This is a genomic window from Pantoea sp. paga, assembly GCF_007558755.1.
GTDB classification, from domain to species: Bacteria; Pseudomonadota; Gammaproteobacteria; order Enterobacterales; family Enterobacteriaceae; genus Pantoea; species Pantoea agglomerans.
In genome coordinates this window covers 1,044,856-1,064,144 of record NZ_VLTF01000001.1, presented here as the reverse complement: position 1 = coordinate 1,064,144, position 19,289 = coordinate 1,044,856, and the positions used below count along the sequence as shown (strand labels likewise).

Here is a 19,289-nt window from a genome sequence, read left to right as displayed (position 1 = left end):
GAAATAATAAGTTGTACATCTCATTCGGGGAGAATGAAGGTAATAATGGAATAAATGATGATAGCGGGGTCTATTCTATTACCAGATGCCGTATAAGTTTTATCATTCAGTGCTTCGGAATACTCTGATGTAACCTGTTGATAACATGGCTATCCAAATCGGTTTATCGATTTGTGCGCCATTTTTTATCGATCCGTGCTGGTTATTAGTTCCCCGTTATTTACATTATGAAATAACTGTTTCGACGTATGAAACACTTTTGGAAATTTAGTAGCATTTTCCTGGTGGATTATTGCCCGTTATAAAACAACAATGGCTTGCCGGCTGAATTTTTAATCATTCAGTTAGCAGTGGCAAATAATAAAAGGCACATAACAGAGGGTAATAAAATGAAACGTCGCGTTCTCTCCCTGATGATCCCTGCATTGCTGGTTGCAGCAGGATCAGCAAACGCAGCTGAAATCTACAACAAAGACGGCAACAAATTAGATCTGTTTGGTAAAGTTGACGGTCTGCACTACTTCTCTGATAACGATGGTTCTGATGGCGATCAGTCTTACGTTCGCTTCGGCTTTAAGGGCGAAACCGAAATCAGCAATGAGCTGACCGGTTACGGCCAGTGGGAATACCAGGCGGCGCTGAACAACGCCGAGTCTGAAGGTACGGCTGACAGCTACACCCGTGTTGGTTTTGCCGGTGTGAAATTTGGTGATGCAGGTTCGTTCGACTACGGTCGTAACTACGGTGTAGCCTACGATATCGGCGCATGGACCGACGTGCTGCCAGAGTTCGGCGGCGATACCTACGGCGCAGATAACTTTATGTATCAGCGCGGTAACGGCATGGCGACCTACCGTAACAATAACTTCTTCGGTCTGGTGGATGGCTGGAACTTTGCAGTCCAGTATCAGGGCAAGAATGGCAACAGCACAGAGTCTCCGAATGGCCGTGACGTACTGGGTCAGAATGGCGACGGCTGGGGTCTGAGCACAACTTACGATCTGGGTTCAGGCTTCGGCATTGGTGCGGCTGCTTTCCAGTCTGACCGTACCAACGACCAGAACAGCGCAACATCAGGCATCCTCGGGAGTGGCGATAAAGCGGAAGTCTATACTGGCGGTCTGAAATATGACGCGAACAATGTCTATCTGGCGGCTATGTACTCACGCTCGTACAATGCGACCCGCTTCGGCGACAGCACCAACGACTCTTCAGCTTATGGCTATGCGGATAAAGCGGACAACTGGGAACTGGTTGCGCAGTATCAGTTCGACTTTGGCCTGCGTCCATCCCTGGCGTACGTCACCTCACGCGGCACCGATGTTCAGAACTGGGGTAAACAGAATCTGAAAAAATATATCGATGTCGGCGCGACCTACTACTTCAACAAAAACATGTCCACCTATGTTGATTACCAGATCAACCTGCTGGACGACAACGCTTTCACCGACGCAGCCGGTATCAATACCGACGACGTGGTGGCACTGGGTCTGGTTTACCAGTTCTGAGTTGTACGGGAGCGCAGTTACCGCTGCGCTCCTACGTCACCTTTCGGGCTGAGCGCTTCAGCCTTTCGCCACTTAGTGGCTTCCGGCGCGGTTGTCACTGACGACACCACGCTGCCGAATCGCGCGCCTTCAAATGCCACGCCTGCCAGGGTGAAGGCTGAAAAGCTCAGCCAATGATGCCATGCTGACTGCCACTTCTGTGAATTTTTCATTCTGCACCTCTCAGAGATAAACACTGTTTCAACAGTGCAGAATTCATGCCAGCTTTACCGCTCTCACAGCCACAGACCTCGCGCGCACTTTGGTACACTTGCCGCGCGCGTCAGGGCGATCTTGCCCCAATCAGGTGCAGTTAAGCCTGTTATTGGCGCGGGCGTGAGGGTGTCATGTGACGATGACGACGCTGGTGCAAAACTTTATAGCTACTGAAGATAAACAGCCCCAGGGCAATGACGAGAATCAGATAGATCATCTGCCGCTCCTTACTTTGGTTAACGTTAGTCGCCTGATAAAAGGCGGATACAGGGTAGATGACCGGTGAATATTGATAGGTTTCAGAGAAATATTCAACTCTCTTTAAGCGTCTTTACCCGAAGTTTATGCTTTGTAGCAGAGCTGAATAAAGTGTTACAAGTGAGGAAAGATGCGTTCTCAGATTAATCTGCTGTTTATAGCGATGTTAACTTTAATGTTAACGGCCTGTGATAAGCCAGCGACCACATCCGCGCTGGTGCTGGAAGGAAAAACCATGGGAACCGTCTGGCGGGTGAGCCTGGCCGATGTGGCGAGTGAGCGCAGAGCGGAACTGCAACAGCGTATTCAGCAGCAGCTGGATGCGGACGATGCGGAACTCTCTACCTGGAAGCCAGACTCCGCCTTATCGCGCTTCAACCAAAGCCGTGACCTGTCACCGCAGCCGGTGAGTGAAAACATGGCAGATATTGTCACGACCTCACTGCGGATTGGCCGTAAAACCGGCGGGGCGATGGATATTACCGTCGGGCCACTGGTCAACTTATGGGGCTTTGGCCCGACGAAGCAGCCCGGCCATACGCCGGATGCGGCACAAATCGCCGCCGCCCGGGCGCAGACCGGATTGCAGCATCTGCGGGTGGTGCAGGGCGCAGACGGACAGTGGCTGCAGAAAGATCTGCCGGATCTCTATGTCGATCTCTCGACGGTGGGCGAGGGCTTTGCCACCGATCATCTGGCGCGACTGATGGAGCAGCTCGGCATCAATAACTATCTGGTGTCAGTGGGGGGCGCCGTGCTGAGCCGTGGCCTTAATGCGCAGCAGCAGCCGTGGCGGGTGGCGATTCAGAAACCGACCGATCGTGAGAATGCGGTTCAGGCGCGCGTTAATCTGCAGGGACACGGCATCAGTACCTCCGGTAGCTATCGCAACTATTATGAACTGGACGGCAAACGCATTTCTCATGTGATCGATCCCGTTACCGGACGGCCAATTGAGCATAAACTGGTTTCCGCCACGGTGATCGCCACCACGGCGCTGGAAGCCGATGGCTGGGATACCGGACTGATGGTACTTGGCACGGAAAAAGCCCAGGCGCTGGCGATCGAACAGCATCTGGCGGTCTATCTGATCAGCAAGCAGGGCGATAAATTTGTCAGCTGGATGTCGCCGCAGTTCGCTGCTTTCCTGATCCCCGCTGAATCCGGAGAACCCTGATGTTAGATCTGTTTAGTGAAGAGCAACCCTGGCAGGAGACGCTGGCTGAGGGCGCGGTGATCCTGCGGCGTCGCGCACGTGAGGATGCAGAGGCGCTTTATCAGCAAATAATGGCAATTGCGGAGCAGAATCCGTTTGCCCATCGCATTACGCCCGGTGGCCATCGCATGTCGGTGGCGATGACCAACTGTGGCGATTTTGGCTGGTCGGTGGATTCACGCGGCTACCAGTATCAGCAGCAGGACAACCTGAACGGGCGCAAATGGCCGGCTATGCCGTCGCTGTTTCGGACCCTGGCGCAGCAGGCGGCATCTGAGGCGGGATTCCCTGGCTTTAATCCGGATGCCTGCCTGCTTAATCGCTATGAGCCGGGCGCGAAGCTGACACTGCATCAGGATAAAGATGAGAAAGATCTGCGTCAGCCTATCGTTTCGGTGTCGCTGGGTTTACCGGCGGTCTTTCAGTTTGGCGGCTTCGAGCGGGGTGACAGTACCCAGCGTGTGCTGCTGGAACATGGCGACATTGTGGTGTGGGGCGGGCCGTCGCGCCTGCGCTACCACGGCATCCTGCCACTTAAGCCAGGCGTTCATCCGCTGGTGGGTGCCTGGCGTTATAACCTGACGTTTCGACGCGCTTTCTGACCCACCACGCCGGTTACGGCGTGGTGCGAATAACTATTGCTATCATTTTGCATCCCATTACACTGCAGGCTGTTTTTTGACTGCTGGATTGCCTGCATGACGTTGCTAAGCGTTGTTTTTCGCCAGTTCCGCTGGCCTTTTATCGGGGTGATTGCGCTCACGTTGTTAAGCGCCGTGCTGGGTATCGGCATGATTGCCTTTATCAATCGCGAAATGATTGTCGCCATTAACACCTCATTTGCGGTACTGCCGCAGTTTCTGTTGCAGCTGGTGGTGCTGATGGCGGTAACGCTGGCCTCGCAGCTGGCGCTGACCATGCTTGGCCATCAGTTTGTCTGGCGACTGCGCGGCGAATTTATCAAGCGTATCCTCGATACCCGCATTGAACGCATCGAGCAACTCGGTAGTGCGCAACTGCTGGCGGGACTGACCAGCGACGTGCGGGCCATTACTCTGGCCTTTGTGCGTCTGCCGGAGCTCTTTCAGGGCGTTATTATTACGCTTGGCTCGGCGATCTATCTCGCGTGGCTGTCGCCTAAAATGCTGCTGGTAACCAGTGTCTGGCTGGGTGTCACGCTGGTTGGCGGCTGGCTGCTGGTATCGCGGGTTTACCTGCACATGGCAAAGCTGCGGGAAATCGAAGATAACCTCTATCGCGATTATCAGACGGTGATTGAAGGGCGCAAAGAGCTACAGCTTAACCGCTCACGCGCTCAGCAGGTTTACGACACGGTTTATCAGGAAGATGCCCGCGCCTGGCGACACCACATTGTGCGCGCCGATACTTACCATCTCAGTGCGGTCAACTGGTCAAATATCATGACGTTAGGCGCTATCGGCATGGTCTTTTTTATGGCCAACAGCCTGGGCTGGGCCAATACCGCCGTCGCCGCCACCTTTTCCCTGACGCTGCTGTTTTTACGCACGCCGCTGCTCTCCGCGGTGGGCGCGTTACCGACTCTGCTCAGCGCCCAGGTCGCATTCCGTAAGCTCAACGCCTTTGACCTCGCTCCTTATCAGTCAGGATTCCACTCCGCCTCCACGTCCTCAGACTGGCAAACGCTGGAGTTACGCGACGTCTCTTTTCACTATGGTGATAACGGCTTCCAGGTCGGGCCGGTTAACCTGACGCTGCGCCGGGGCGAACTGGTCTTTCTGATTGGCGGCAACGGCAGCGGGAAATCAACGCTGGCAATGCTGCTGACCGGGCTGTATCAGCCTCAGTCCGGCACGCTGCTGCTGGATGGCAAGCCGATAACGGCGGATGAGCTTGATGTGTGGCGCAGTCAGTTCTCGGCGGTCTTTACCGACTTACATCTGTTTGACCGGCTAATCGGGCGGGAAGGGGTTGCAGCCAACCCGGCGCTGGTTCAGCTCTGGCTTGAGAGGCTGAAGATGCAGGATAAGCTGAAGATTGAAGGCAATAAAGTACTGAACCTGCAGCTTTCTAAAGGACAGAGTAAGCGACTGGCGCTGCTGCTGGCGGTGGCAGAAGAGCGCGATGTGCTGCTACTGGATGAGTGGGCGGCGGATCAGGACCCTCACTTCCGACGTATCTTCTATCGCGAGCTGCTGCCATGGCTGCAGCAGGCGGGTAAAACGGTGTTTGCTATCAGCCATGACGATCACTACTTCATTCATGCCGATCGGCTGCTGGAGATGCGTGAAGGCCAGTTAACAGAGCTGACCGGTAATGAGCGCGATCTTGCCACGCTCGACTCGGTGAAACGCACCGACACCGGGCTTTAACGGCAGCTGGCAAAGCTTAGCAAAAAAGCGTAGTGGCGTGCTTCGCCTGAACCAGGCTACGTTAGCGATCAGCAGAAACTCCGGTTTCTGCCATCCTGAACCTTTTCTTTCGTCTGTGTTACCCCCGGCTAAACCGCATTGTTTTAACGCGTATTGTTTAGCCGGTTTTTTTAAGCCGATGTGTGATTAGCGTGATTACCTGAGTCTCCCGCCATACAAAGCTCGCCTCCAGTAACGTCCCCATCGCAAAACACCCGCTAAAGTCCTGAGTCAGCCGCAACGTCGCGCGCTGCTGCGCGAAATCTACCGACACCAGTTCTGCATCCGGAAAGTCCATCGGCTGAAGCAGTTGCGGCCAGATGGCTTTGTAAACGCTCTCTTTGAGGGAGAAGAGCAGGGTAGCGGCAGCGCGGAAAGAGACGGGCAGCGTCCGTAACAGGTGCTGTTCCTGCTCGTTCATCAGCAACTCAGCCGTTTCATGCGCCGTCGTCTCCGACATAAACTGCTCGACATCCACCCCAACAGCGCAGGGCTGACGGGTTGCCGCTACCACAACGATGCCTGCACTGTGCGACAGTGACGCCTTAATGCCAGCGGGCCAGCAGGGGGATCGATCGGCTGCATTGGTCAGAATGAAATCAGCAATACCCAGTTCTGCCATCACTGACCGGACCAGCAGACGGCTGGCGAGGTATTCAGCACGCCGTTTACTGACAGCCTTCTGCAGTCGGACGGGCAGCGGAATATCCCATTCGACAGCCAGCCCGTCATGATACTTTTGCGGATCGAAGTGACTCACCGCCAGCAAGGGATCGCTGCGGTTAAGGTGCCGGGAAAGGATGAAGCCGCCTGCAACAGGCGGCAGCGGCAGGTCGGGATAGCGCATGCGGGACCATCATCAAAACCAAAAAGGCATTAAATCAGGCGCGATGGATCAGGGCAAGCAGCCCGCCGGAATCAGTCGTTGGGAGGAATGGCAAAACTCTTCAGAGAAACAACGAAATGGTGGTGGCCCCTGCTGATGCGTGCACCTCGGTCGCACCAGTGGCTTGCCAGACGAAAGAAATCGTCGCTGCCAATGTCATACGCCAGTTCCACTTTGCTAATGCCTGAATGCAGCAATGCTTCTGCATCTTTCAGGCTTTTCGCTTTGATCGCCATAAAAATTATCCGTCAATTTCTGGGGATTTCAGGGTAGGCATTTTCTGTGACATTTTTGTTTCAGTTTGATGAATAAGCGCAGCCGGAAGCTGATTTTGTGAAGCAGATCAGATTATTATGCAACTGTTAACCTGCTGATTGTTAGAGGAATGTTAACTGCCACACGGGACTATTCTGAATGTGAGACGGAGAGGTAAGCTGACATAGAAAGGCCGCGTCAGACGCGGCCCCGTGGGTTACTTCTGGTCTGGCGGGGAAGGTTGCTTATCGCCTGACTCGGGTGCTTCTGTTGGATCGTCTTTTTCAATATATGTCATGAACTCTCCTCTTGTTACCCACACGCAGTTAAGTATAGAACGGATTGCCGAAGGTGCGAGGAAAGTTAAGGTTTGATGACAGAAACGAAAAAAGCAGCCTTTAGGGCTGCTTTTCAGGGAATTTGGTCGGCACGAGAGGATTTGAACCTCCGACCCCGGACACCCCATGACCGTGCGCTACCAGGCTGCGCTACGTGCCGAACACTGGAGGATTAGTCTACTGGTTATCACCATTAATGCAAGATACCTGCAGACTATTTGCCTGATTATTAATCAGTTAGCGATAAAGCGCTTCTCTTCAGTTAATACCTGCAACAGCAGCGCCAGTTCTGGCTTGTGATCTTTCAGGGCGTTGCCCTGCGCATCATAAGCGCGATAGCTGCCGTTGTTGTTGAGTACCAGCGTCACCTGCGGCGTGGTAATCACCAGCTTATTCTCTTCGCTGCTGACGACCCAGTCATGGCGACGGCGCGCAGCAAACAGATCTTCACCCTGAGAGTAGTTCACCGGATTGGTCCGCACATGCAGCAGTCGCTGCATCAGCGTCGACATCACATCCTGATGATCAGAAAGGCGATCAACGGTCTGCGAGGGCGTATCAGGCCAGTGAATCACTAACGGCACCTGCAGCGTCTGGCGGTTTCCGGCGCTGTCAGGATTGCCATCCAGTGCCAGTCCACGCTGCGCCGTAATCACCACCACCGTGTTCTTCAGTAAATCACGCGCCTGCAGGCTGCTGAGCACCGCGTGGATCTGCTCATCAACGGCAGGAGCCTGGCGCAGATAGCTGCGCTGACGCGCTTTTGCACTGTCGCCAGTGACGTCCGGGCCGTTCAGGGCAATCCATGAGAACCACGGCGCCTGTGAACCGTTCTGTTTCTCCAGCCAGTTCTGCCATTGCGCCACAGTACTGGCGTTGGGCTGGCTGGTGGTTGCTGGCAGTGAATAATCAGTCAGCAACGCCTGTCGGTAGAGCGGCGGATTAAAGCCTTCTGAGGAGAAGAGGCCAAACTGGTAACCTTGAGTGCTAAGCGCGCCCAGCAGTGCCGACGGCGTTCGGGACGCCAGAATACCGTTCATGTAGCTGGATGAGATCCCATAGAACAGGCCAAACAACCCTTTCTCCGGCGTATCACCCGCGCTGTAGTGCTGAGTAAAACGCACGTTCTCGCTGGCGAACTGATTAAGTTCCGGCAGCGCTTTGGCCAGCGTGGCGTTGTTCAGACCATCGACCGTCAGCACCAGCAGGTTGTTGCGTGTGCCGGCATCACGGAAAGTAATCTCGCTCAGCGGATACTCCACCGCCACTGCTTCCGGGTCGCCCTGCTGAATTAGCCGACGCTGATACTCCTGCGCATCCAGCAGACCGTGACGCTCAAGGAAGCGGCGGGCGGTCATCGGGTAGGAGAGCGGCAGGTTGGCACGCTGCATGGTAATCGGGCGATAGAAATTCGCATCGGCCCAGATATACATCAGGTGGCTGGCAAAGAAGGCGCTGATAAACAGGGCGGCGACAGGCTTGCCAAATGAACGGCGATTCAGGCTGCGTAGCTTTTGCCAGCTCCAGGTCGCAAACAGCATCTCAACCAGGAAAATCAGCGGCACGCTGATAAACATCAGCTGCCAGTCGCGTGCCATCTCGCTCTGATCAGGGTTAATGACCAGCTCCCACACCACCGGATTCAGGTGCAGGTGGAAGCGGCTGAACACCGCACTGTCGACCATCACCAGCGTCAGCCCGGCGGTAGCGACTACCGCGGACAACAGCCGCATCAGCCGTTGCGACATCACCACAAAGGTCAGCGGGAAGATAATCAGCAGATAGGCGGCAAAAACGACAAAACTGAAGTGGCCAACCCAGCTGGTATAGGCGTAGATGCGCCCCGCCAGCGAAGAAGGCCAGTCGGCGACCAACAGGTAGCGACTGCCTAAAATCAGCGCGAATAAGATGTTAAACAGAGCAAACCAGTGACCCCAACTGATCATCTGGGAAACTTTTTCGCGGTAGCGCTGCCGGTTGGTTACCATATTATGAAGTCAAATCAGCCAATTAATGGGCGTTATCGTCACGCACAGACGCCTGAAGGGCATCGGCGAAAGATCGTGCCAGTGAACGACGTTGCGCCGGAGCGACATCGCTGTTAATTAAGTTGGTCACCATATTTCCCAGAACCATCAGGGAGAGATCGGTGGGGGCTTTGTCCTTGTGCAGGATTTGGGCCATTTCCGCGAGGAGTTGTTCCACGCGTTCGTCACTGTAACGGGATGATTGTGCCATATCGTCGTCTAAGCTCATTTCAAAAGGCGATATATTACCGGAACAGCGCACTTTTTACCGCAATTTTATCGAAAGCAGCACGTTCGCTATACGCATGGAGTTGAAAGCCGATGCTGGCGGTGTTTGAATACGCGCCTGTGCTAAAAGGAGAGTCTACCATGAGTCTGGATATCGACCAGATTGCCCTGCATCAGTTAATTAAACGCGATGAAAACCAGCTTGAACTGGCGCTGCGCGATTCGCTGCTGCCTGCCACCAACACGGTCAACGCGATGGTGGAGGAGTTACACCGGGTCTATAGCGCAAAAAGCAAAGCCTATGGCCTGTTCAATGCAGAGAGTGAACTGGCAGAAGCGCTGCGTAATTGTCGTAAGGGCAACGATGATTTTCTCGCTTTTAGCCGTGCCGCGACCGGTCGTCTGCGCGATGAGCTTGCAAAATACCCCTTCGCTGAAGGCGGCGTGGTGCTGTTTATTCACTACCGCTATCTGGCGGTGGAATACCTGCTGATTGCGGTGCTGAACAGCCAGTCCAGCATGCGCGTCAACGAGCAGATGGATATCAGCAGCACCCACTATCTCGACATCAATCATGCCGACATCGTGGCACGCATCGATTTAACCGAGTGGGAAACTAACCCGGAATCGACTCGTTACCTGACTTTCCTGCGTGGCCGCGTCGGACGTAAAGTGGCTGACTTCTTTATGGATTTCCTGGGTGCCGAAGTGGGATTAGACACCAAGGCGCAGAACCGCGGTCTGTTGCAGGCGGTAGATGACTACTGCAACGAATCGGAACTGGATAAGCAGGAGCGGCAGAACTATCGCCAGCAGGTCTACAGCTACTGCAACGAGCAGTTGCAGGCAGGCGAGGAGATTGCGCTGGAAGAGTTGTCGAGCGAACTGCCACCGCTGGGTGAAAAAACGTTCCAGGCCTTTACCCAGGAGCAGGGGTATGAGCTGGAAGAGAGCTTCCCGGCGGATCGCAGTACTCTGCGCCAGCTGACGAAGTTTGCCGGAAGCGGCGGGGGCCTGACCCTGAACTTCGATGCGATGTTGCTGGGCGAACGCATTTTCTGGGATCCGGCAACGGACACCCTGACGATTAAGGGCACACCACCCAATCTGCGCGATCAGCTGCAGCGCCGTACCAGCAGTAAATAAAAAAGCCGGGCTTAGCCCGGCTTTCATTCCCTGCACGCGGCGATCATTTCACCGGGCAGCGCCAAAAGAAAAGGGCCGGTTTCGCAACCGGCCCTTCTGCTTTCAACGAAGTTCGCGATTAAGCGCGAACGAAGTCGATGTGGAACAGTTTTGGCTTGAACGGGTGACGCTGAACAGCCTGAACTTTCACTTTAGTTTCTTTACCGTCAACTGACAGGGTCAGCACTTCGTCGTAGAAACCTGGCTTAGATTGCAGGTTCATTACGGAGTCGTGATCCAGGTCGATGGCAACAGCCGCTTCAGAACCACCGTAGATGATGGCCGGGAAACGGTTTGCTGTACGCAGGCGGCGGCTCGCACCCTTACCCTGCTCTTTACGTTCTACTGCATTGATAGTGAGCATTAATATATCTCTTTATTTAATTCCTGCTACAGGCGACCCAGTAACAGGCTGGTTATTCAATACCGCTGATGCACATGCAAAAGCGGGCGGCAGTATAGCCGTTATGCCGGGTGGTAGCAAACGATATACCCGCCAGCCGGGTTCGGCATCCGGTTAGCCGGACCCGATAGCGCTCATTAGCGCAGCTCATTGGCACGGCGATAGCGACCCTGATAATCGAACATTTTTTCGCGGATCTGCCAGAACTGACCTTTGGCCCGCGCCACCACAAAGTCGGGATGACGCAGCAGCGGCTGCAGCGCCAGCACGTCAGCGGCGCTCTGCCAGCCCAGCGGCACGCCGGGCGCGCGCTGATGCGGGCGCATAAAGAGCTGTTCAAACGCTTTGCGCTGGGCCGGTGTCTGCAGACGAAACCGTTCGCTGACGCTGGTGCCTTCCTCGTCATAATAGGTCGCCTTGAGCCATTCACCTTTGGCGTCACGGCCCTGTTCCAGCGTCATGCCGCCACAGCGCAGCACCAGCGCATCTTTAAGTTTCAGCGCCGCTTTAAGCATATCGTCAGGATCGACCAGAATTTTGTCGCACTGGTGACAGCGCCGGGCGGCAATATCATTCTCTGCGCCGCAGTCGGGGCAGCTTTTAAAGCGGAAACGGAAGTCACACTGTTCGCGCTCGCCCTCATCATCTTCCAGCACGCCCTGACAGCGTCGGCCAAAATGTTCGATAACCATGCCATCTTCGGTCGCCTTGCCCCAGAAGGTGTTGGCGAACCCGCAGGCGGGACAAAAAACCTGTACCGGCTGATTGTCGCTGGCCCCTTTGGGCGCGCCGACCTCGGGCGTAAAGAGATCGTGCGGATTACCGGCATAATCAAGAATCAGACAGTCGGTTTTGCCGGGCGAGAGCCGCAGGCCGCGTCCGACGATTTGCTGATAGAGGCTGACCGACTCGGTCGGGCGCAGAATCGCAATCAGATCAACGTGGGGGGCATCAAACCCGGTGGTCAGCACCGCCACGTTAACCAGGAATTTCAGCTGCTGCGCCTTAAAGGCCAGAATCAGGGCATCGCGCTCTCTGGCAGGCGTTTCCGCTGACACCAGCGCGCTGTTAGCGGGCAGCAGCCGCAAAATTTCATGCGCATGCTCCACCGTTGAGGCAAAAATCATCACTCCCAGTCGATCTTCAGCAAACTCCACGATCTGATGGATAATATGGGGCGTCACGCGCTGCTGCTGTTTCAGTTCACGATTAAGATCGGCTTCGCTGAACAAGCCGCTGCTTTGTGCCGTCAGGCGGCTGAAGTCATACTGCACCACCGGCATATCCAGTCGCTCCGGCGGCACCAGAAACTGATGCTTAATCATGTAGCGCAGCGGCAGTTCATAGATACAGTCGCGAAACAGCGATTTTTCGTCGCCACGCACCATGCCGTGATAGTGGAACTGATAAATCCAGCCTTTACCCAGCCGGAAAGGGGTGGCGGTCAGGCCCAGTAAACGCAGTTGCGGATTATGCTGACGCAGATGATTGAAGATCTGCTGATACTGACTCTCTTTATCATCACCGATACGGTGGCACTCATCGACAATCACCAGTGAAAAGGCGCTGTCGAACTGGTCGAGGTTACGCGCCACTGACTGCACGCTGCCAAACACCACTTTGCGCTGACTCTCTTTGCGCTGAAGTCCGGCGGCAAAGATATCCGCCTCCAGCCCGTAAGCCTGATATTTACTGTGATTCTGCGCTACCAGCTCTTTGACGTGCGCCAGCACCAGCACCCGGCCACGCGCCAGCCGTGCCAGCTCGGCAATGACCAGGCTCTTTCCGGCTCCGGTCGGCAGCACAATGACTGCAGGCTGTTGATGACGACGGAAATGCGCCACGGTGGCATTCACCGCATCCTGTTGATAGGGGCGTAAGGTAAAAGACATGATGCTCACTTTTGCAAAACTGGTGGTAATTATGCCATGAAAGTGCGGTAAACGCGCTGTCAGGCTGGCGCGGATCACGTTATACTTCCCGCACATTTTCAACGGTTAACCAGGCCGTTTCAGATTCCCTCCGCAGTAACAGGCAAAACGAATTCATGCGACTCGACAAATTCATCTCTCAGCAACTGGAAATCAGCCGCGCCATCGCCCATCGCGAGATCCGTGGCCAGCGTGTCACCGTTAACGGGGAAATCGTACGCGATACCGCGTTTAAACTGCTGCCCGACCACGAAGTCGTCTATGACGGCAACGTACTGCAGATGCAGACCGGTCCACGCTACTTTATGCTGAACAAACCGCAGGGTTACGTCTGCTCAACCGACGATCCCGATCATCCCACCATCATCTATTTCATTGAAGAACCGATGTCATTTAAACTGCACGCGGCGGGGCGTCTTGATATCGACACTACCGGACTGGTGCTGCTGACAGATGATGGCCAGTGGTCACACCGTATTACCTCGCCACGTCATCACTGCGAGAAAACCTATCGTGTCACCCTGGAATCGCCGGTCAGTGACGATACCGCCGCACAGTTTACGGCGGGCGTGCAGCTGCACAATGAGAAGAGCCTGACTAAACCGGCTCAGCTGGAGGTGATCACCCCGACAGACGTCCGGCTGACACTGAGCGAAGGCCGTTATCATCAGGTAAAACGGATGTTTGCGGCAGTAGGCAATCGGGTCCTTGAGTTGCATCGCGAGCGCATCGGCGACATCGTACTGGACGCCGATCTGGAACCGGGCGAATATCGTGCGCTGACAGAAGAAGAGATCGCCAGCATCGGTCTGCCGAAAGAGCTGCAGACAAAATAACCGACGGGCCGGGCGGCCCGCATCACGACCATAAGGGCAGGAGAGGGAGTGCGTAAGGAAAAGAATTCGCCAACAGGACTGGTGGTCATCCTCGGTCTGTTAGCCATGCTGATGCCGTTGTCGATCGACATGTATCTGCCTGCCATGCCGCAGATTGCACGTGAGTTTGGCGTTTCAGCCGGTAGCGTGCAGATGTCGCTCAACCTCTACATTCTTGGCTTCGCGATTGGCCAGCTTATCTATGGGCCGCTGGCAGACAGCTATGGGCGAAAGCCGGTGATTGCGCTCGGCACCCTGATCTTTGCCTGCGCCGCCGCGGCCTGTGCGCTGTCGCAAACCATCGATCAGCTGATTACGATGCGCTTTCTGCATGGCCTGTCGGCTGCCGCAGCGAGTGTGGTGATCAACGCGTTAATGCGTGACAGTTACTCGAAAGAGGACTTCTCCCGCATGATGTCCTTTGTGATGCTGATTACCACCATTGCGCCGCTGCTGGCGCCGATCATCGGCGGCTGGCTGCTGGTGCTCTGGAGCTGGCACGCCATCTTCTGGGCGCTCGCGGGCGCGGCGTTAGTCACGACCGTGCTGGTGACCACGCAGATCCGTGAAACCCTGAAGCCGGAGCAGCGACAGCGGTTTCATCTGCGTACTACGCTCGGCAATTTCGTAACGCTGTTTCGCCACAAGCGCGCGTTCAGTTACATGCTGTCGAGCGGGTTCTCCTTTGCCGGGCTGTTTACCTTTCTCAATGCCGGTCCCTTTGTTTACATCGAACTGAATCACGTTTCACCGCAAAACTTTGGCTACTACTTTGGCCTCAATGTGGTGTTTCTGTTTGTCCTGACGCTGATTAACAGCCGCGCCGTGCGCCGCTTTGGCCCGGTGGCGATGTTCCGGATGGGACTGCTGATACAGTTCTGTATGGGGATCTGGCTGCTGCTGGTCAGCGCCTTCAGCCTCGGCTTTTTGCCGCTGGTGATGGGGATCGCGATGTTTATCGGTTGCGTATCGATGGTCTCATCGAATGCGATGGCGGTGATTCTGGATGAGTTTCCGCATATGGCGGGTACGGCATCGTCGCTGGCGGGCACCCTGCGTTTTGGCGTCGGGGCGTTTGTCGGCGCGCTGCTGTCGCTGGTGAGTTTCAACAGCGCCTGGCCAATGGTCGGCACGATTGCACTGTGCGCGACAATCTCTCTGCTGCTCTTTTTCTACGCTTCACGTCCCCGCACTGCGCCCCGGTAATCGGGCGCAGTGGTTTCCCTCTGCAATGACCTGCCGACTTGCACGCCTCCTGGTTTTGTTTCTATATTGTGAAAATATTTAGTTAAAAAAGTAATCACAATGCAGCTAAAATGATTGTTAACGGCGTGTGAACGCGGTACATATAGGCTGAAGTGCGATGTAAGTCGCAAAAAATGCGCTTCTGCAATCCACACGGACGGGCCATTAAACCCTGTCCGGACTCAGCGGTTATCAGACCGCTTCCAGCTGGGCTGCTTTGTGTTGCGACATAAACTCATCCGGGGAGAGGAAACTATGCTGCAACTTTCGATTGTGCATCGTCTGCCACAGCATTTTCGCTGGGCCAGCGATCACCACAGTGCTATCGAATCCGATGACGCAACGCTGGACGAGCAGGATTTCGTTGCGCTGCGCTTGATCAGCCATGACGGCATTCCGGCGTGGGAGATCCTTCAGCAGCTAAAAGAGGTTCTGGCGGATATTCAGGTCGATTGCAAAGTAGCCGAGTGCGAAGGACAGCCCTGTCTGTTCATTCAGCGTCGTGACGAAAGCGCCACCAACTGCTGCCTGAAAAATCAGGGCGTAGCGATTGCCGAGACTTTTATCGCAGGTTGAGTTGCGCCGACTGCAGCAGCTCGCGGGTATACCCGGCCGCGGGTGAAGCAAACAACCTTTCACACTCTCCCTGTTCCACCACTTCTCCCTGACGCAGCACAATAAGCTGATGGCACAGGGCGCGCACCACATCCAGATCGTGACTGATAAACAGATAGCTGAGCTGCCGCTGCTGCTGTAAGCGGCGTAACAGTGTCAGAATCTGCTTCTGCACCGTGCGATCCAGCGATGAGGTCGGTTCATCCAGCACCAGCAACTCTGGTTCGAGAATCAGTGCCCGCGCAATGGCAATACGCTGTCGCTGACCGCCCGAAAATTCGGCCGGATAACGATGGCGACTTTCCGCTTCCAGCCCCACCTCCGCCATCACCGCGATGACCCGCTGCTCCTGTTGCGCACGGCTAAGTTCGGGCTGATGCACCGCCAGGCCTTCCGCAATGATCTGCTGCACTGTCATCCGCGGATTCAGTGAAGAGTTGGGATCCTGAAACACCACCTGAATGCGCTGACGCAGCGGCAATAACTGACGACGTGACAGTTGATGCAGCGGCTGGCCGTCAAACCAGACTTCGCCGCGCGAGGCAATCAGCCGCAGCAGTGCCAGCCCGGTAGTGCTTTTACCTGATCCGGACTCGCCGACCAGCCCCAGACTTTCGCCGCGCCGCAGGCTAAAGCTCAGCCCCGAGAGCACCTGTTTCTCACCACTCTGCCGGAGGAACAGCCCGCGCCGCAGCGGAAAACTGACCTGAAGATTATCGACCCGAAGAATGACCGGCGCGTCTGCGGGCAGCGGCAGCGCTTTTCCTTCCGGTTCGGCGGCCAGCAACTGCTGGCTGTAAGGGTGCTGCGGCTGATTCAGCAGGGTCTGGCAGCGGTTCTGTTCGACGATGTGACCATTGCGCATCACGCTGACGTTATCCGCCAGCTGACGCACGATATTCAGGTTATGGGTGATAAACAGCATGCCCATATTCAGCTCTCGCTGCAGTTCACGAAGCAGCTTCAGGATCTGCGCCTGCACCGTTACATCCAGCGCGGTGGTCGGCTCATCGGCAATCAGCAGCTGAGGTTCGGTCAGCAGCGCCATAGCGATCATCACCCGCTGACGTTCTCCACCCGAAAGCTGGTGGGGAAAATCATTGAGCCGGGTGGCGGGCTGTCGTATTCCGACCCGATCAAGCACGCTGAGAATTTCACCGCGTGCCGCCGGACGACGCAGCCCGCGATGCAGCGACAGCACTTCATACAGCTGCTTCTCCACGGTATGCAGCGGATTCAGCGATACCATCGGCTCCTGAAAAATCATCGCAATCTGGTTGCCGCGAATCCCGCGCAGGCGCTGCTCACGTGCGCGCAGCAGATCTTCACCGCTAAACAGAATCTCTCCGCTGGGATAAGCCACGGCAGCCTCATGCAGCAGTCGCATCACCGACAGTGCCGTGACGCTCTTGCCGGAACCCGACTCGCCCACCAGCGCCAGCGTTTCGCCCGCGTCGATGCGCAGTGAAACGTCATTCACCACCTGGCGAAGCGTTTCGCCCTGACGAAAGGCGACCGAGAGATGATTGATGGCAAGCAATGGCGTGTTCATTCAGGCTCCTTTGCCCGGATCAAAAGCGTCGCGTACCGCTTCGCCAATAAAAATCAGCAGCGAAAGCAGGATCGCCAGGGTGAAAAAGCCCGCCAGGCCTAACCAGGGTGCCTGCAGGTTATTTTTGCCCTGCAGCAGTAACTCGCCCAGCGAGGGCGAACCCAGCGGCAGGCCAAAGCCGAGAAAGTCGAGTGAGGTCAGCGTGGTAATCGATCCGCACAGAATAAACGGCAGAAAGGTCAGGGTGGCGACCATGGCGTTTGGCAGCATGTGGCGCAGCATGATCCGGCCGTCGCTGACCCCCAGCGCCTGCGCCGCACGGATATAATCAAAGTTTCGGGTACGCAGAAACTCTGCCCGGACCACGCTGACCAGGCTCATCCAGCCGAAAGCCACGGTGACCAGCAGCAGCCACCAGAAACCCGGCTGGATCACGCTGGAGAGGAGAATCAGCAGAAACAGCGCAGGCATGCCGGACCAGACTTCAATCAGCCGCTGCCCAATCAGGTCAATCCTGCCGCCGAAATAGCCCTGCACCGCACCGACCACAATTCCGATGATGCTGGAGAAGAGTGTCAGCATCAGTCCGAACAGCAGAGAAATGCGCGTGCCATAGAGCAGGCGTGCCATCACGTCGCCGCCGTTAGCATCCGTGCCAAGCCAGTTCTGCGCAGAGGGCGGAGAGGGGAAGGGCACCTCGGTGGCAAAGTTGATAGTGCTGTCGCTGAAACGAATCGGTGCCCATATGGCCCAGCCATTCTGCTCAATGCGCTGCCGCAGCCATGGATCCTGATAATCCGCCGCTGTCGCCAGTGCGCCGCCATAGTCGGTTTCGCTGTAATCAAACAGCAGCGGCACTGTCCAGCGCTGCTGGTAATGCACCAGCAGTGGCTTGTCATTGGCAATCAGTTCGGCACCCATCGACAGCAGAAAGATGATCAGAAAGATCCACAGCGACCAGTAGCCGCGCCGGTTATGGCGAAAGCGCTGCCAGCGCTGTTGATTCAGTGGAGAGAGCGTCATGAGCGGCTCCCGAAATCGATGCGCGGATCGACCAGCGTATAGGTGAGATCACTGAGAATATTCATCAGCAAACCTATCAGCGTAAAAATATAGAGCGTGCCAAACATCACCGGATAGTCACGTTGCAGAGTCGCATCATAGCCGAGTAGCCCAAGTCCGTTGAGCGAGAACATAACCTCGATCAGCACCGAGCTGGTAAAGAACATGCTGATAAAGGTGGCGGGGAAGCTGGCGATCACCAGCAGCATCGCATTGCGAAACACATGGTGATAGAGAATACGGCGCTCCGGCACCCCTTTGGCGCGCGCAGTCACCACATAGAGCTTGCGGATCTCATCCAGAAACGCGTTTTTCGTCAGCATGGTCAGCGTGGCGAAGCCACCGATCACCGTCGCCAGCACCGGCAGGGCGATATGCCAGAAGTAGTCCAGCACTTTGCCATACCAGGGCAGTGTGTCGTGCTGCGCAGAGGTGAGGCCGCGCAGCGGAAACCAGTCCAGATAGCTGCCACCCGCAAACAGCACGATTAACATGATGCCGAACAGAAAAGCCGGGATGGAGTAGCCAATGATAATAAAAGCGCTGCTCCAGACATCAAAAGCGCTGCCATTGCGCACCGCCTTGCGGATCCCCAGCGGGATCGACACCAGGTAGATGATCAGTGTGCTCCATAATCCCAGACTGATCGAAACCGGCAGGCTCTCTTTGATCAGCCCGATCACCGAGGCACTGCGAAACAGGCTGTCGCCAAAATCCAGACGCAGATAATTCCACAGCATCTCGCCGTAACGCTGCCAGAGAGGTTTATCGAAACCATAACGCTGTTTAATCTCAGCAATCACTTCGGGATCCAGCCCGCGAGCGCCACGATACTGATTATCGGCAGGATTGAGATGACTGAGGCTGGCGCGTGAACCGGCGCTGTCTGCGCCGCTGCCGGGCAGACCGGTTGTCTGACCAAACTGAATGTTAGCCAGCGCCTGATCGACCGGCCCGCCGGGCGCGATTTGCACGATAAAAAAATTAAGCGTGATGATCGCCCATAACGTCGGGATGATCAGCAGCAATCTGCGCAGAAAGTAAGCGGCCAACGGTGATC

General features: G+C 55.7%; 19 protein-coding genes and 1 tRNA gene. 8 read left to right on the top strand and 12 right to left on the bottom strand.

Translation table 11 applies throughout. The features are described 5' to 3' along the window. The first annotated feature begins 389 nt into the window (after positions 1–389). Positions 390–1,508 carry a porin OmpC gene (ompC, locus tag FOV68_RS04935; RefSeq protein ID WP_010248366.1) on the top strand — a complete coding sequence of 373 codons (1,119 nt, stop codon included), beginning with the start codon at positions 390–392 and terminating at the stop codon, positions 1,506–1,508. 17 nt (positions 1,509–1,525) lie between these two features. On the opposite strand, the gene FOV68_RS04930 is transcribed toward ompC, so the two are convergent. Continuing rightward, the gene (locus tag FOV68_RS04930; protein ID WP_143990418.1) at positions 1,526–1,720 is read right to left on the bottom strand and encodes a hypothetical protein; all 195 of its coding nucleotides are present in this window, start codon (positions 1,718–1,720) and stop codon (positions 1,526–1,528) included. A 149-nt stretch (positions 1,721–1,869) separates the two neighbouring features. After that, on the bottom strand, positions 1,870–1,980 hold the full coding sequence (locus FOV68_RS24155) for a hypothetical protein (RefSeq protein WP_010248361.1): 111 nt from the start codon (positions 1,978–1,980) through the stop codon (positions 1,870–1,872). Between the two features lie 171 nt (positions 1,981–2,151). Here FOV68_RS24155 and apbE point away from each other — a divergent pair, with 171 nt between their 5' ends. The 3 genes from apbE (at position 2,152) to FOV68_RS04915 (ending at position 5,588) form a co-directional block, all read left to right on the top strand. Then, on the top strand, positions 2,152–3,198 hold the full coding sequence (apbE, locus tag FOV68_RS04925; RefSeq protein WP_039388539.1) for an FAD:protein FMN transferase ApbE: 1,047 nt from the start codon (positions 2,152–2,154) through the stop codon (positions 3,196–3,198). Beyond that, on the top strand, positions 3,198–3,839 hold the full coding sequence (gene alkB, locus FOV68_RS04920; protein ID WP_031593360.1) for a DNA oxidative demethylase AlkB: 642 nt from the start codon (positions 3,198–3,200) through the stop codon (positions 3,837–3,839). The genes apbE and alkB overlap by 1 nt, the downstream gene beginning before the upstream one ends. Positions 3,840–3,935: 96 nt before the next feature. Continuing rightward, entirely contained in the window at positions 3,936–5,588 is a 1,653-nt protein-coding gene (locus tag FOV68_RS04915; RefSeq protein WP_064703756.1) for a multidrug ABC transporter permease/ATP-binding protein, read from the top strand. Positions 5,589–5,745: 157 nt separating this feature from the next. Here the strand turns inward: FOV68_RS04915 and FOV68_RS04910 are convergent, their stop codons facing one another. The 5 genes from FOV68_RS04910 to FOV68_RS04890 form a co-directional block, all read right to left on the bottom strand. Next, positions 5,746–6,474: a 4'-phosphopantetheinyl transferase gene (locus FOV68_RS04910; protein ID WP_143789166.1), complete on the bottom strand. Its 729-nt coding sequence runs from the start codon at positions 6,472–6,474 to the stop codon at positions 5,746–5,748. A gap of 71 nt (positions 6,475–6,545) precedes the next feature. Beyond that, entirely contained in the window at positions 6,546–6,749 is a 204-nt protein-coding gene (locus FOV68_RS04905; RefSeq protein WP_003854174.1) for a hypothetical protein, read from the bottom strand. 440 nt (positions 6,750–7,189) lie between these two features. Continuing rightward, a tRNA-Pro gene (locus FOV68_RS04900) sits at positions 7,190–7,266 on the bottom strand. Between the two features lie 73 nt (positions 7,267–7,339). After that, complete coding sequence (gene yejM / locus FOV68_RS04895) at positions 7,340–9,094, bottom strand: LPS biosynthesis-modulating metalloenzyme YejM (RefSeq protein WP_143990417.1); 1,755 nt, start codon at positions 9,092–9,094, stop codon at positions 7,340–7,342. Between the two features lie 22 nt (positions 9,095–9,116). Beyond that, positions 9,117–9,344, bottom strand: coding sequence for a YejL family protein (locus FOV68_RS04890; RefSeq protein WP_010248348.1), 228 nt, complete (start codon positions 9,342–9,344; stop codon positions 9,117–9,119). A 158-nt stretch (positions 9,345–9,502) separates the two neighbouring features. Between FOV68_RS04890 and yejK the strand changes: the two genes are divergently transcribed. Next, positions 9,503–10,507, top strand: a complete 1,005-nt coding sequence (gene yejK, locus FOV68_RS04885) for a nucleoid-associated protein YejK (protein WP_010248346.1) — start codon at positions 9,503–9,505, stop codon at positions 10,505–10,507. Positions 10,508–10,625: 118 nt separating this feature from the next. Here the strand turns inward: yejK and rplY are convergent, their stop codons facing one another. Continuing rightward, the gene (gene rplY, locus FOV68_RS04880) at positions 10,626–10,910 is read right to left on the bottom strand and encodes a 50S ribosomal protein L25 (protein WP_003854168.1); all 285 of its coding nucleotides are present in this window, start codon (positions 10,908–10,910) and stop codon (positions 10,626–10,628) included. 176 nt (positions 10,911–11,086) lie between these two features. Beyond that, the gene (locus FOV68_RS04875; protein ID WP_143789164.1) at positions 11,087–12,841 is read right to left on the bottom strand and encodes a DEAD/DEAH box helicase; all 1,755 of its coding nucleotides are present in this window, start codon (positions 12,839–12,841) and stop codon (positions 11,087–11,089) included. A gap of 155 nt (positions 12,842–12,996) precedes the next feature. On the opposite strand from FOV68_RS04875, the gene rsuA reads away from it, so the two are divergent. The 3 genes from rsuA to FOV68_RS04860 all read left to right on the top strand — a co-directional run bounded on the left by rsuA (position 12,997) and on the right by FOV68_RS04860 (position 15,576). After that, positions 12,997–13,716, top strand: coding sequence for a 16S rRNA pseudouridine(516) synthase RsuA (gene rsuA / locus FOV68_RS04870; RefSeq protein WP_010248342.1), 720 nt, complete (start codon positions 12,997–12,999; stop codon positions 13,714–13,716). Positions 13,717–13,764: 48 nt separating this feature from the next. Then, the gene (locus FOV68_RS04865; protein ID WP_031593356.1) at positions 13,765–14,961 is read left to right on the top strand and encodes a Bcr/CflA family multidrug efflux MFS transporter; all 1,197 of its coding nucleotides are present in this window, start codon (positions 13,765–13,767) and stop codon (positions 14,959–14,961) included. A gap of 294 nt (positions 14,962–15,255) precedes the next feature. Beyond that, complete coding sequence (locus FOV68_RS04860) at positions 15,256–15,576, top strand: hypothetical protein (protein ID WP_033788223.1); 321 nt, start codon at positions 15,256–15,258, stop codon at positions 15,574–15,576. Here FOV68_RS04860 and yejF read toward each other — a convergent pair. Genes yejF through FOV68_RS04845 form a run of 3 tightly spaced genes read right to left on the bottom strand, consistent with a single transcriptional unit; the run spans position 15,563 to position 19,281 of the window. After that, entirely contained in the window at positions 15,563–17,167 is a 1,605-nt protein-coding gene (gene yejF / locus FOV68_RS04855; RefSeq protein WP_109650826.1) for a microcin C ABC transporter ATP-binding protein YejF, read from the bottom strand. The two genes, FOV68_RS04860 and yejF, sit on opposite strands and share 14 nt — an antisense overlap. Next, positions 17,168–18,190, bottom strand: coding sequence for an ABC transporter permease (locus FOV68_RS04850; protein ID WP_143990416.1), 1,023 nt, complete (start codon positions 18,188–18,190; stop codon positions 17,168–17,170). After that, positions 18,187–19,281 carry a microcin C ABC transporter permease YejB gene (locus tag FOV68_RS04845; RefSeq protein WP_143990415.1) on the bottom strand — a complete coding sequence of 365 codons (1,095 nt, stop codon included), beginning with the start codon at positions 19,279–19,281 and terminating at the stop codon, positions 18,187–18,189. Before FOV68_RS04845 ends, FOV68_RS04850 begins: the two co-directional genes overlap by 4 nt. Positions 19,282–19,289 lie beyond the last annotated feature (8 nt).

Excerpts from the sequence above, each read along its gene's own strand:
- rsuA (WP_010248342.1), top strand. The coding sequence starts at position 12,997 with ATGCGACTCGACAAATTCATCTCTCAGCAACTGGAAATCAGCCGCGCC.
- FOV68_RS04890 (WP_010248348.1), bottom strand. The coding sequence starts at position 9,344 with ATGGCACAATCATCCCGTTACAGTGACGAACGCGTGGAACAACTCCTC.
- apbE (WP_039388539.1), top strand. The coding sequence starts at position 2,152 with ATGCGTTCTCAGATTAATCTGCTGTTTATAGCGATGTTAACTTTAATG.
- alkB (WP_031593360.1), top strand. The coding sequence starts at position 3,198 with ATGTTAGATCTGTTTAGTGAAGAGCAACCCTGGCAGGAGACGCTGGCT.
- FOV68_RS04850 (WP_143990416.1), bottom strand. The coding sequence starts at position 18,190 with ATGACGCTCTCTCCACTGAATCAACAGCGCTGGCAGCGCTTTCGCCAT.
- FOV68_RS04905 (WP_003854174.1), bottom strand. The coding sequence starts at position 6,749 with ATGGCGATCAAAGCGAAAAGCCTGAAAGATGCAGAAGCATTGCTGCAT.
- FOV68_RS04910 (WP_143789166.1), bottom strand. The coding sequence starts at position 6,474 with ATGCGCTATCCCGACCTGCCGCTGCCGCCTGTTGCAGGCGGCTTCATC.
- yejF (WP_109650826.1), bottom strand. The coding sequence starts at position 17,167 with ATGAACACGCCATTGCTTGCCATCAATCATCTCTCGGTCGCCTTTCGT.
- FOV68_RS24155 (WP_010248361.1), bottom strand. The coding sequence starts at position 1,980 with ATGATCTATCTGATTCTCGTCATTGCCCTGGGGCTGTTTATCTTCAGT.
- ompC (WP_010248366.1), top strand. The coding sequence starts at position 390 with ATGAAACGTCGCGTTCTCTCCCTGATGATCCCTGCATTGCTGGTTGCA.
- FOV68_RS04875 (WP_143789164.1), bottom strand. The coding sequence starts at position 12,841 with ATGTCTTTTACCTTACGCCCCTATCAACAGGATGCGGTGAATGCCACC.
- FOV68_RS04860 (WP_033788223.1), top strand. The coding sequence starts at position 15,256 with ATGCTGCAACTTTCGATTGTGCATCGTCTGCCACAGCATTTTCGCTGG.
- rplY (WP_003854168.1), bottom strand. The coding sequence starts at position 10,910 with ATGCTCACTATCAATGCAGTAGAACGTAAAGAGCAGGGTAAGGGTGCG.
- yejM (WP_143990417.1), bottom strand. The coding sequence starts at position 9,094 with ATGGTAACCAACCGGCAGCGCTACCGCGAAAAAGTTTCCCAGATGATC.
- FOV68_RS04915 (WP_064703756.1), top strand. The coding sequence starts at position 3,936 with ATGACGTTGCTAAGCGTTGTTTTTCGCCAGTTCCGCTGGCCTTTTATC.
- yejK (WP_010248346.1), top strand. The coding sequence starts at position 9,503 with ATGAGTCTGGATATCGACCAGATTGCCCTGCATCAGTTAATTAAACGC.
- FOV68_RS04930 (WP_143990418.1), bottom strand. The coding sequence starts at position 1,720 with ATGAAAAATTCACAGAAGTGGCAGTCAGCATGGCATCATTGGCTGAGC.